Genomic DNA, 12427 nt, shown 5'->3' with positions numbered 1-12427 from the left:
CTTCAACCCGGCCCTGCGCGAGTTTTACCAGCGGCTACGCACGCAGGGCAAAGCGGGCAAGGTCGCCCTCGTGGCGGCGATGCGCAAATTATTGGTCATCCTCAACGCCAAGATGCGAGATCAACTGGCGGCTAGCGCCGCCAGTTGATCAAGACAGTTGCTCTCCCGATGGGAGAGGGGCTAGATGGCTTGCTTTCGGATCGAGTGCTTTGTGCGCGTCCGGGGACGCTGCAGCGTATGCGTCGCGTCGCGTCGCTTCTCAGCGTCGTGTCTGTACATCGCTTCGCCGCAGCGCGCTTGAACCCGGCAGGGGCGTCCCCACCTCTTTGGAAACCCCCGGAGGACCCATGGACCCCAGCCAGAATCCCAATATCGTTCACGCCACCACCATCATTTCGGTTCGACGTGGTGGGCATGTCGCCGTCGCTGGCGATGGCCAGGTCACCCTTGGCCATACGGTCATGAAGGGCAATGCGCGCAAGGTGCGCCGGCTCGGGCGCGAGGGTCAGGTGCTGGCCGGTTTCGCCGGTGCAGCCGCCGATGCGTTTACCTTGTTCGAGTTGTTCGAAGCCAAGCTCGACAAGCACGGGCAATTGACCCGCGCCGCAGTGGAACTGGCCAAGGATTGGCGCACCGAGCGCCGCCTGGGCAAGCTCGAAGCATTGCTTGCGGTGGCCGACAAGGAAACCTCGCTGATCATCAGCGGCACCGGCGATGTGATCGAGCCGGAAGACGGCATCATCGCGATCGGTTCCGGCGGCTCGTACGCCTTGTCCGCTGCACGCGCGCTGCTCGCGCACACCGAGCTGGATGCCAAGACGATTGCCGTTGAAGCAATCAATATCGCCGGCGATATCTGCATCTACACCAATCGCAATGTGGTGGTTGAAGAGCTCTGAATCGGGAGTGGGGAAGCGCGAATCGCTACAGCGGTTTCGTCTCCACTCCAACGACATAGGCTCTTGATTTTGCTCCTGCGATTCCCCTTCCCCAATTCTCGATTCCCCAATGCCTACTATCGATACCGCCACCATGACTCCGCGCGAAATCGTGCAGGAGCTCGACCGTCATATCGTTGGCCAGCACGACGCCAAGCGCGCGGTTGCCATCGCGCTGCGTAACCGCTGGCGCCGCATGCAGTTGCCCGAAGAACTGCGCAACGAAGTGATGCCCAAGAACATCCTGATGATCGGCCCCACCGGTGTCGGCAAGACCGAAATCGCGCGGCGGCTTGCAACGCTGGCCAATGCGCCGTTCGTCAAGGTCGAAGCCACGCGCTTTACCGAGGTGGGCTATGTCGGCAAGGACGTGGAGCAGATCATTCGCGATCTGGCCGACACCTCGGTCAAGCTGTATCGCGAGCAGGCCAAGGTGCGTGTGCGCAACCAGGCCGAAGAACGCGCCGAAGACCGCATCCTGGATGCGCTGCTGCCGCGCCGCGCTGCCGGTATTGGTTTCGACCCGGAAGCGGCACGTAACGAGCCGTCGTCGCAGGACAACGAAACCCGCATCAAGTTCCGCCGCATGTTGCGCAACGGTGAGCTGGACGAGCGCGAAATCGAACTGGAAGTGGCCGTCAATGCCAGCATGGACATCATGACCCCGCCGGGCATGGAAGAAATGGGGCAGCAGTTGCGGCAGATGTTCGCCAACATCGGTGGCGGCAAGTCGCAGAAACGCAAGCTCACCATCAAGGCCGCGCGCCCGCTGTTGATCGAAGAAGAGGCCGGCAAGCTGGTCAACGAAGACGACGTGCGCACCGCGGCGATCGAGGCCTGCGAACAGCACGGCATCGTGTTCATCGATGAGATCGACAAGGTGGCAAAGCGCGGCGAAGCCGGCTCCAACGGTGGCGATGTCAGCCGCGAAGGCGTGCAGCGCGATTTGCTGCCGCTGGTGGAAGGCTCCAACGTGTCGACCAAGTACGGCACGGTCAAGACCGACCACATCCTGTTCATTGCATCGGGCGCGTTCCATCTGGCCAAGCCCAGCGATCTGATTCCCGAATTGCAGGGCCGCTTCCCAATCCGGGTGGAATTGACCGCGCTGACCAAGGCCGACTTCGTGCGCATCCTCACCGAGCCCAAGGCGGCGTTGATCAAGCAGTACGAGGCCTTGTTGCAGACCGAGGGCGTGTCGCTGACGTTCGCCTCCGATGCGGTGGATCGTCTTGCCGAGATCGCAGCGCAGGTGAACGAACGCCAGGAAAATATCGGCGCGCGTCGCCTGCACACGGTGCTGGAGCGTCTGCTCGACGTGTTGAGCTACGAGGCGCCGGACCGCGATGGGCAGAGCGTCACTGTGGACGCGGCCTACGTAGACGCACAGTTGGGCGAGCTGGTGCAGGACCCGGACCTGAGCCGCTATATCCTCTGACGGCGTTGCACGGCAACGTGCGCACGGATCAAAACGACCCGCCATTGGCGGGTCGTTTTGTTTGCAGCATGCACTGTGGCCGAGACTGCCTTGGGGTAGATCTGCACTGTGACTCAGGCTAAACAGCAGCGCCAATCGCGAAGTGGTATTACTCGTTGCCTGTCACAGCGTACGGCTGCGTAACTGCATTAGCGCTGATCTCAATCCTCGCCGATATCCTCGTTCCACACATCCGGATTGGCGGAAATATAGCCACCCAGCAGATCGATGCATTCCTGGCTCTGCAGATCGATCACGTTGACGCCATGCTCGCGCAACCAGGCGATGCCGCCCTGGAAGGTGACCGATTCGCCCACCACCACCGTGCCGATATTGAACTGACGCACCAGTCCGCTGCAGTACCAGCACGGCGCCAGCGTGGTGACCATGATGGTGTCCTTGTAACGGCGCTGACGGCCGGCCTTGCGGAAGGCATCGGTTTCGCCATGCACGGACGGATCGTTTTCCTGCACGCGGCGGTTGTGGCCGCAGCCGAGCAGGCGCCCGTCGTTGTGATACAGCGCGGCACCGATCGGGATGCCGCCTTCGGCCAGCCCTTGGCGGGCCTCGGCAATGGCGGTGTCGAGCAGGGCGCGGTAGTCGGGGGTGGTGATCATGCAAGCTCCAAAGGGGCCGCGCCGGCAGGGCGCAGCATGTCGAGATGGGGGATACCGTCTTCCAGATACGGCGCGGATGCGGGCGCAAACCCATGTGCTGCGTAGAACGATTGCAGATGCGCCTGCGCGCCGAGTTGGATGGCGCTAGCGGGCCAGTGTGCGTGCAGCATGCGGATACCTTCGCGCAACAGCGTGTGCGCCAGTCCGGTACCGCGATACGCGGCAGCGATGACCACGCGGCCGATGCTGGGTTCGGGATAGCTCAGCCCCGGCGGCAGCACGCGCAGGTAGGCAGCCAGCTCGGCGGTGTCGCTGCTGCCCAGCACGTGCAGCACACCGGGATCGATATCCTTGCCATCCAGCTCCGGGTAGGCGCAGTGCTGCTCCACCACGAACACGTCCGTGCGCAGCCGCAGCAGCGCATACAACTGCGTCGTGCTCAGCTGCGCAAAGCGCAACTGCTGCCAGTGCAAAGGAAGCGTCGGTGGGGAGGGCATCGACGCATGATAACGGCATCGTCTGCGAGCGGCAGGCAGACGAGCGCCACTTGCGAGGTCAGCGCGATTGGCGCATGGACGCATCGCCCGGAACCAGACCCGGGCTCTCGATACCGTCCACGTCTGCCTGATGATTCGCCGACCGCATGGCGGCAACAGCGCTCAGTCGGCGGCGCTATCGGTATCGACCGCCACCACCACCGACATGCCTGGCCGCAACCGCGGTGCCAGCGGCTGGTCCGGGTCGACGCTGATGCGCAGTGGAATGCGCTGGGCAATCTTGACGAAATTGCCGGTGGCGTTATCGGCCGGCAGCACGCTGAATTCCGAACCGGCGGCCGGCGAAATCTCCTGCACGCGGCCGTGCAGGCGCGCGTTGTCCAGCGCGTCCACGGTGAAGCTGGCGCGCTGGCCCACGCGAATCTCCGCCATCTGGGTTTCCTTGAAATTGGCCACGACCCACAGCGTGTCCGGTACCAGCGACATCAGCTGCGTGCCGTTGGTGACATAGGCGCCCTGGCGCACGCCAAGCTGGCCGAGCTGGCCGTCGCGCGGGGCCAGGATGCGCGTGTTGTCCAGGTTGATCTGCGCCAGCTGCACGGCGGCCTGCGCATTGGCCACCGCCGCTTCCAGCGCGGCGCGGTTGACGGTGACGCTGCGTGCGTTTTCTTCGGCAGCCTGCAGTGCGGCGCGTGCCTGTGCCACGCCGGCATCGGCCTGCGCGCGTGCGGCGAAGGCGGTGTCGCGATCCTGCTCGGATACGAGTTGCTGGCTGGCCAGCTGTTGCGTGCGTGCATAGGCCGAACGGGTGCGGTCGCGCTGGGCCTGGTTGCTGCTCAGCGCCGCACGCTGCTCGGCGATCGTTGCCTCGGCGCTATGCCGTTGCTGGTCCCAGTTGGCAAGATTGGCCTGCGCAGTCTGCACCTGCGCCTTGGCCTGTTCGAATTGCTGGGCGTAGATGCGGTCGTCGATGCGTGCCAGCAACTGGCCGCGCGTGACGTGTGCAAAATCCTGCACCGGCACTTCGGTGACATAGCCGCTCACCTGCGGGGCAATCACCGTGATCTGCCCATGCACCAACGCATTTTCGGTGCGTTCGATCGCACTGACGAACGGCGGCAGCCGCCATGCATACAGCACCAGCAATACGCCGATCAGTGCGAGCCCGCCGAAGCCGACCACACCGGCGATGCGACGGCGACGACGTTGGCGGTCGGCAAGCGGGGAAGACTCTGCTGGTGTATTCATGGGCGCGCAGTGGGGGCAGGAGCAGGGGGCGACACCGGTGGGCGCAGATAGCGGCGCCACACCAGCACGGACAGGATCCACACGCCGGTGGCGATGGCGATGCAACCGATCAACAGGAACACGTCGTTATAGGCCAGGACGTTGGCTTCGCGCGTGGCGATGCCGCCCAGCGTGCGTATGCCTTGGGCCTGACGTAGCGCCGGGTCGCCGATGCTGCGGCCGTACACGCTGGCATAGGCCTGCACGCGTGCGGCCACCTGCGGGTCGGTCAGTACCAGATGCTCGACCAACTGGCTGGAATGGTATTTCTCGCGCACTACCTGCACCGTGCCGAGCAGGGCGCTGCCGAGCAGGCCGCCCATGTTCTGTGCCATGCCGAACAGCACGATGAAACTGATCAGGTTGCCGGGCTGCGCAATCACCCGGCCAAGCCCGGCCACCATCGCCGGGCCAATGAAAAACGTGCTGCCGAAGGCGAGCAGGAACTGGCTGAGGTACATCTGCTCCGGCCGGGTGAGGCTGGTGGCGTCGGCGTCCATGAAGCAACCGGTGCAGATGGCCGCCACGGCGATGATCAGATGTTCGGCCACCCGTGCCGGGTTGATCAGCCACGCGCTGGCGGCCACGCCCACCACCGCGCCCATCAGCATCAGCGCGAACAAGGTCTGCAGCTGCGTGTTGGCCAGGCCCAGGGTCTGGAAGAAGCCGATCGCGCCGGTGCTCTGCTCGGACAGCACCAGCCGGATCAACAGGATCGCCAGGCCCAGCCGCAGCATGTCGCCGCTGGCCAGCCAGCGCGTGTTGATCATCGGGTTGCGGCGGTTGTGCTCGATCCATGCGGCCGTGCACAGCAGCACGATGGAGGCCGCCAGCACCACGCCCAGCCATGGCGTGCTGGTCCACCACAACAAGCGTCCGAGCGAGAGCACCGCAGCCAGGCCGGCCGCGCCGGCGGCAAACAGGCTGAAGGTGAGGAAATCCAATGGCTCGAACACGCGATAGCGGTCGCTTGGCGGCAGCTTGAGCGCCAGCACGCAGGCCAGCGCGAATACCGCCAGCCCGCACTCGAACAGGTACAGGCCCTGCCACTCGCCAAATTCCAGCAGGTCGGTGGAAAACACCCGCGCCAGCGGCAACGCCAGCTGGGTCATGCCCAGGCCCAAAACCACCGCCTTGAGCCGGTATTTGTTCGGGAATGCCTGGATCACGTAATACAGGCCCAGCGAACTGAGCGCCGCGCCCACCAGCCCATGCGCAGCACGCACGGTGATCGCCGAGCTCAGGCTGTGCACGAACAGGTGCGCAAAGGCAATGAGCGCGTACAGCGCCAGAAAAATTTCGGTGAACCGGCGCAACCCGAACTGCTGGCGAAACTTCACCAGCAACAGGTTGGCCGACATGTTGGTCATCACGTAGGCGGCCGGCAGCCAGGCCATTGCGGTGGTGGAGGCGCCCAGGGTGCCTTGCAGATAGGTCAGGTTGGCGGTGACCAGCGCGTTGCTCAGCCCACCGGTGAGCGCCACCACCACGCCCACCAGCCCGTACTGGATGCGCCGCCGGGTGGGGTGCAGCGGCGTGGAGGCCGACCCCGGCAGGGTGGGTTTCTCGTGGGGTTGCCAGTCGCGCTGGACGTACTTGTCGCGCACTGAATGCTCGCAGGGGCCAGTTGCAGTTGAGATCGCGATTGTGGTCCGGTTGCGGTCACGGTGGTGTCAGCAGTGCGATAATCCGCCCATGAGCGAATCCCCCTATACCTCCGGTACCACCCATTTCGGCTTTCGCGATGTCGCTGCCAAGGACAAGCAGAAGCTGGTCGGCGAAGTGTTCACCTCGGTCGCGCGCAACTACGACCTGATGAACGATCTGATGAGTCTGGGCGTGCACCGCGCATGGAAACGCTACTTCGTGGCGACCGCGCAGGTGAAGCCGGGCGACCGCGTGCTGGACCTGGCCGGCGGCACCGGCGACATCGCCGTGCTGCTCAAGGAGCGCGTCGGCAACGAGGGCGCGGTGGTGCTGGGCGACATCAACGCCGGCATGCTGTCGGTGGGCCGCGACCGGCTCACCAACCGCGGCTTGGTGTCCGGGTTCGACTATGTGCAATGCAACGCTGAAGCACTGCCGTTCCCGGACCAGAGCTTCGACCTGGTGACCATCTCCTTCGGCCTGCGCAACGTCACCGACAAGGACGCCGCGCTGCGCGAGATGTACCGCGTGCTGAAGGTGGGCGGACAGGCGCGCGTGCTTGAATTTTCCGAAGTCACCGCCGATTGGTTCAAGCCGATCTACGACTTCCACTCGTTCAAGATCCTGCCCAGGCTGGGCCAGTTGTTCGCGCGCGATGCCGACAGCTACCAGTACCTGGCCGAAAGCATCCGCAAGCATCCGCCGCAGGAATCGCTCAAGGGCATGATGGGCGAGGCCGGGTTTGCGCGTTGCCACTTCAAGAACCTCACCGGCGGCATCGTGGCGATCCATTCCGGCTACAAGATCTGAGATTGATCCGGCGCGGGGTGATTTGCGCGTCTGCGCCGGCGTGCAGCGCGCCGGAGATCTCCGCACACACATTGCGCTTGTGTTCGCTTGCCGCGCCATCGCCATCGCCACCTGCGCACCTGCGTCTGCCGACAAACTTTTGAGACTCTCGTCGCGTTGGCTCCACGAATGGTCGGCGACACTAGGCCATCTTTCGCTGGAGACGTGCATGCGCTTGTACGCAGGGCTGTCACGCGTGTTTCCTCGCTCCTTCAGCGCCAAGCTGCTGGCGGTGACCTTTGTCGGCATTCATCTGCCGCTGCTGTTGCTGATCGTCTGGCTGGCATCGCAAAGCGAGTTGGGCGGACGCCCGCTGTGGTCGGTGGTGATCGTGGCATTGCTGGCCACGCTGGCCGGCACCGCGCTGACGTTATCGGCGCTGTATCGCCTGCTCGCACCGCTGCGCATCGCCGCCGACGCGCTGGATGCGTATTACGCCGATCAACGCCTGCCCACGCTGCCCGAGCATGGCGATGACGAGTTGGGGCGTCTTCTGCGCGGTATCAATCGCAGCCTGCGCGGTATCGACGCCGGCATGCGCGATCTCAAAAAGCACGCCTTGTTCGATTCGCTCACCGAGGCGTTGAACCGGCGCGGCTGCGAGCAGGCGATGCTGGATTCGGTTACCTCCGCGCAGTGCGAAGGCTGGCCGTTCGTGTTGTTCGTGCTGGACATGGATAACCTCAAGACGATCAACGACCGCTTCGGGCATCTGGCCGGCGACCGTGTGCTGGTGCGGCTGGTGGAATCGGCCTACGGCTGGCTGGGCGCGCAGGACTGGGTCGGGCGCTGGGGCGGCGATGAATTCCTGATCGGCGTACACGCCAGCGAAGACGAGGCCACGCTCAAGCTCAATCAATGGCTGTCGATGCTCGAACGCGAAGATGCCGACGAGGCGCCGCTGCATGTGAGCGCCGGCAGCGCGGTGTGCGAGCAGGGCCTGGATGCCACCGAGCTGTATCGCCGCGCCGATGCGGCGATGTATCGCGCCAAGTTTTCCGGCGGCCGCCGTTTGGTGCGCGACGGGCATGACAACCCACGCAGCCATCCGGTGGTCTAGACGATCCGGCAATCACCTGGCGGCCGGTCCGCAGGTGCCTGCATGCTGCGCACGGGCGGCATACGTCACGCCATCTGCGGTTGCCGCATCAGGTTCGCGCCGTCCCGGCCAGTGACAGGCCCAGTGTCCTCAGCCGGCGCCCGGATTGACCGGCCGGCAAGTGCTCACCATCAGCCGCACGGGCAGGCAACGGCCCGGGGCGCTAAAATGCCCAATTCCCTCGCTGCGGTGCCGTCGATGCGCTTCCCGTTCCTGTCGCTGTCCCTGGCCGTGTCCATCGCGCTGGCCGGCTGTTCCAATGACTCCACGCCGCCGGCCGCAACCACTGCGCCGGCCGCCACTGCCAAGGCCCTCGTGAAAGCAGACGCCCGCAACCACGACGAAAGCTCTTACGCCCAGCCGCAGCTGGTGGTCATCAAGGATCTGGCGCTGGACCTGAAGCTGGATTTCGACGCCAAACAGATCGGCGGCACCGCCACCTACACGCTGGACTGGAAGGACAAGGCCGCCAAGCAGCTGGTGCTGGACACGCGCGAGCTGAGCATTGCGCAGGTGCAGGCCGACGACGGCAAGGGCGCGTTGGCACCGCTGCAGTTCGCGCTGGCGCCGGCCGACAAGACCTTCGGCAGCAAGCTCACCATCGAGACGCCGACTCAGCCGTCCAAGATCGTGATCACCTATCACACCGCACCCACCGCCTCGGGCCTGCAGTGGCTGGAGCCGTCGATGACCGAAGGCAAGCAGTTGCCTTTCATGTTCAGCCAGTCGCAGGCGATCCACGCGCGCAGCTGGGTGCCGTTGCAGGACACCCCGAGCGTGCGCTTCACCTATAGCGCGCATGTCACCTCGCGCCCGGACGTGATGGTGCTGATGAGCGCCGACAACGACCCCAAGGCGGCGCGCGACGGCGATTACAGCTTCAAGATGCCCGAGCCGATTCCCTCTTATTTGTTGGCGATTGCGGCCGGCGATGTGGTGTTCAAGCCGATCTCCGCACGCTCGGGCGTGTGGGCCGAGCCGGCGATGGCCGACAAGGCCGCCAAGGAATTCGAAGACACCGAAAAGATGATCGGTGCTGCGGAAAAACTCTATGGCCCGTATCGCTGGGGCCGTTACGACATGCTGGTGCTGCCGCCGTCGTTCCCGTTCGGTGGCATGGAGAACCCGCGCCTGACCTTCGCCACGCCCACCGTGATCGTCGGCGACAAGTCGTTGGTGTCGTTGGTGGCGCACGAACTGGCGCATAGCTGGTCCGGCAACCTGGTGACCAACGCCAGCTGGAAGGACATCTGGCTCAACGAAGGCTTTACCACCTACGTGCAGGCGCGCATCACCGAGGCGCTGTACGGCGCGGAGATGGCCGAGATGGAGCGCGAGATCGACCAGGGCGATCTGCTGGCCGAAGTGAAGGACATGCCGCCGGCCGACCAGGTGCTGGAGTTGCCGCCGTTGGCGCAGCGCGACCCCGACGACGCCTTGAGCCAGGTGGCCTACGTCAAGGGCGCGTGGTTCCTGCAGTTCCTGGAACAGCGCTTCGGCCGCGAGGTGTTCGACCCGTTCCTGCGCGGCTGGTTCGACGATCACGCGTTCCAGAGCGCCACCACCGACCAGTTCGTCGATTACCTGCAGAAGAACCTGCTGGCCAAGCATCCCAACACGGTGAGCGCGGCGGAAGTGGATGCGTGGCTGAAACAGCCGGGTATTCCGGCGTTTGCGGCCAAGGCGCGCTCGCGCAGCTTTTCGATCGTGGACACCGCACGCATTGCCTGGAGCGGCAGCGGCACGCTGCCCAGCAAGCAGGTCACCGGCGAGTGGGGCACGCAGGAATGGGTGCACTTCCTCAGCGGCATGGGCGCCACGCTCAAGCCCGAGCAGCTCAAGCAGCTGGATGATGCGTATCACTTCACCGGCACGCCGAATGGCGAAATCGCCATGCGCTGGTACCCGCTGGCGATCCGTAGCGGCTACACCGACGCGCGCGCTGCCGCAGGCGAGTTCATCGAGCGCGTCGGCCGCCGCAAGCTGGTGCTGCCGATCTACGCCGAACTGCTGAAGACCCCGGACGGCATTGCGTTTGCCGAACAGGCCTTCGAAAAAGCCAAGCCCAGCTACCACCCGATCACCACAGCATCGGTGGCCGAGATGATCGCCAAGGCCAAGGCGGCAGCGCCTGCACCTGCAGCGACACCTGCGCCTACTCCTGCGCCGACGCAGCAGTAAATCGCGGCGCAACGCCGCGCCGTGAGCCCGGCGATAAGTGCAACAGACGGGGAGCCTTGTGCTCCCTGTTTGCTGTCTGCGTACATGGCGCGAACGCCGCCTGTCATGCATGCGGCCTGCAACGCCAGGCTGGTATCGTTGCGGCTGTTTTCCACGTCTTTCGGAGTCGACGATGAAGTATCTGCTGAGCGCGGCCTTGTGCATCGCGGTTGTGAGTGGCTGTACCGACCGGCAGGCGCAACGTCAGGCGCAGGAAGCCGCACAGGCGCAGGTCAAGGAAAACGAAGCCGACGCCCTCGCCAAGCAATACGACGAGGCGGTCAAGGCGCAGAACTGGGACATGGCGCGCGCGCACGGCGCCGCCTTGCTCGAAGGCTATGCCGGCACGGCGGCCGCCACGCGCATCGAGCCCGGCTATGCCGACATCAAGGCCAAGGGCGAGCAGGCGCGCGAGCTGCGCCGCATGCAGGCGCTGTGGCAGTACTCCCAGGTGCCGGCAAAGGGCGGCACCCAGCGCTCGGCGATGATCGATGCCAAGGAGCGGGTGGACGTGGATGGCAGCGGGCCAAAGCCGGTCAGCCTGGTGTTCCGCGATCACCCGCAATGGAAGCGCCACAGCTACCTCGTGCTCAAGGCCGGCGATTTCAATTGCTACGGCGGCTGCAAGGTGCAGGTTGCGGCCGACGGCGGCGCAGCGCGTGCGATGGCCGCACACCGCCCGGACACCGACGAAGCCATCGCCATGTTCATCGATGACGACAAGGCATTGTGGAAGGTGGTACGCAACGCCAAGCGCATCAGCATCGCGTTCCCGGTCAAGGCCGGCGGCACGCGTACCGCAGAGTTCGAGGTGGGCGGTCTGGAGACCACGCAGATGCCGGGTTGGAAATAGGCCATGGATGGCGCGCGCGCGGCCCGCTTGCCGCTATCGGCTTATCGGCATTGGGTGTTCGACATGGATGGCACGCTGACCCAGCCCGTGCACGACTTCGCGCTGATCCGCCGCGCGCTGGAGATACCGCCCGACGCCGACATTCTGCATCACCTAGCAGCATTGCCCACCGAGCAGGCGCAGGCCAAGCAAGCGTGGCTGCTGGAGCACGAGCGCGTGCTGGCGGAAGCAGCGCAGCCGGCGCCAGGTGCGCAAGACATGGTGCGCGCATTGCAGGCCGACGGCTGCCGCCTCGGGTTGCTGACCCGCAATGCGCGCAGCCTGGCGCAGATCACGTTGCAGGCGATCGGCCTGGGCGATGCCTTCGCTAGGGACGACATCGTCGGCCGCAACGAGGCCGCGCCCAAACCCGCGCCCGATGGGTTGCAGTATTTCCAGCAGCGCTGGTCGGTGAGCGCCGCCGCGCTGCTGATGGTTGGCGACCACCTCAACGACCTGGCCTGCGGCCGTGCCGCCGGTGCCGTCACCGTGCTGGTCAACACCCCCGGCGACCCCTGGCCCGGTCTGGCCGACTGGCGCCTGCGCGATTGCAGCGAATTGCTATGGCGGTGGCAGTCCCAGGTGGATAGCTGACGTCGCACTGGTTTAGAGCCGTTCTCCCCACGGGAGCAGGGCTGGGCTGAGGATACGGCGCGCATAGCGCCCGAGTTCTTGAACTGCGCGAGGCTCCGCCCGTACCCTCATCCGCCCCTGCGGGGCACCTTCTCCCGGTGGGAGAAGGGATATTGATACACGAGGGCGTTAAGGCTCCTCTCCCGCCGGGAGAGGGGTTGGGGGGAGGGTACGGCGCGCATAGCGCCCGAGTTCTCGAACTGCGCGAGGCTTCGCCCGTACCCTCATCCGCCCCTGCGGGGCACCTTCTCCCGGTGGGAGAAGGGATATT

Annotated in this window: 11 protein-coding genes and 1 pseudogene; 8 read left to right on the top strand and 4 right to left on the bottom strand. The window is 65.2% G+C overall.

Annotated elements, in window-relative coordinates; genetic code table 11:
* From A7D16_RS22525 to hslU, 3 genes and pseudogenes are all read left to right on the top strand, one after another.
* Positions 1-148: pseudogene (locus A7D16_RS22525) on the top strand (IS110 family transposase); the annotation flags it as partial.
* A 199-nt stretch (positions 149-347) separates the two neighbouring features.
* Positions 348-899 (top strand): ATP-dependent protease subunit HslV, encoded by a 552-nt coding sequence (hslV, locus tag A7D16_RS12085; protein ID WP_047697213.1) that lies wholly within the window; start codon positions 348-350, stop codon positions 897-899.
* 109 nt (positions 900-1008) lie between these two features.
* Complete coding sequence (hslU, locus tag A7D16_RS12080; protein ID WP_064633042.1) at positions 1009-2376, top strand: ATP-dependent protease ATPase subunit HslU; 1368 nt, start codon at positions 1009-1011, stop codon at positions 2374-2376.
* Between the two features lie 200 nt (positions 2377-2576).
* Here hslU and A7D16_RS12075 read toward each other — a convergent pair whose 3' ends face one another.
* The 4 genes from A7D16_RS12075 to A7D16_RS12060 form a co-directional block, all read right to left on the bottom strand.
* Complete coding sequence (locus tag A7D16_RS12075) at positions 2577-3032, bottom strand: nucleoside deaminase (RefSeq protein WP_003482760.1); 456 nt, start codon at positions 3030-3032, stop codon at positions 2577-2579.
* On the bottom strand, positions 3029-3529 hold the full coding sequence (locus tag A7D16_RS12070) for a GNAT family N-acetyltransferase (RefSeq protein WP_064633040.1): 501 nt from the start codon (positions 3527-3529) through the stop codon (positions 3029-3031). The genes A7D16_RS12075 and A7D16_RS12070 overlap by 4 nt, the downstream gene beginning before the upstream one ends.
* Before the next feature lie 162 nt (positions 3530-3691).
* Positions 3692-4777, bottom strand: a complete 1086-nt coding sequence (locus tag A7D16_RS12065; RefSeq protein WP_064633038.1) for an HlyD family secretion protein — start codon at positions 4775-4777, stop codon at positions 3692-3694.
* On the bottom strand, positions 4774-6423 hold the full coding sequence (locus A7D16_RS12060; protein WP_064633036.1) for an MFS transporter: 1650 nt from the start codon (positions 6421-6423) through the stop codon (positions 4774-4776). The genes A7D16_RS12065 and A7D16_RS12060 overlap by 4 nt, the downstream gene beginning before the upstream one ends.
* 88 nt (positions 6424-6511) lie before the next feature.
* Here A7D16_RS12060 and ubiE point away from each other — a divergent pair, with 88 nt between their 5' ends.
* The 5 genes from ubiE (at position 6512) to A7D16_RS12035 (ending at position 12117) form a co-directional block, all read left to right on the top strand.
* Positions 6512-7273, top strand: coding sequence for a bifunctional demethylmenaquinone methyltransferase/2-methoxy-6-polyprenyl-1,4-benzoquinol methylase UbiE (ubiE, locus tag A7D16_RS12055; protein WP_003482754.1), 762 nt, complete (start codon positions 6512-6514; stop codon positions 7271-7273).
* 208 nt (positions 7274-7481) lie between these two features.
* Entirely contained in the window at positions 7482-8372 is an 891-nt protein-coding gene (locus A7D16_RS12050; protein ID WP_064633034.1) for a GGDEF domain-containing protein, read from the top strand.
* Positions 8373-8609: 237 nt separating this feature from the next.
* The gene (locus tag A7D16_RS12045) at positions 8610-10592 is read left to right on the top strand and encodes a M1 family metallopeptidase (protein WP_193395464.1); all 1983 of its coding nucleotides are present in this window, start codon (positions 8610-8612) and stop codon (positions 10590-10592) included.
* Positions 10593-10764: 172 nt separating this feature from the next.
* Positions 10765-11484: a hypothetical protein gene (locus tag A7D16_RS12040; RefSeq protein ID WP_064633031.1), complete on the top strand. Its 720-nt coding sequence runs from the start codon at positions 10765-10767 to the stop codon at positions 11482-11484.
* A 3-nt stretch (positions 11485-11487) separates the two neighbouring features.
* Complete coding sequence (locus A7D16_RS12035) at positions 11488-12117, top strand: HAD family hydrolase (RefSeq protein WP_064633028.1); 630 nt, start codon at positions 11488-11490, stop codon at positions 12115-12117.
* Positions 12118-12427: the final 310 nt, after the last annotated feature.

The organism is Xanthomonas nasturtii (genome assembly GCF_001660815.1).
GTDB classification, from domain to species: domain Bacteria; phylum Pseudomonadota; class Gammaproteobacteria; order Xanthomonadales; family Xanthomonadaceae; genus Xanthomonas; species Xanthomonas nasturtii.
This window is presented reverse-complemented; position numbering and strand designations above follow the sequence as displayed.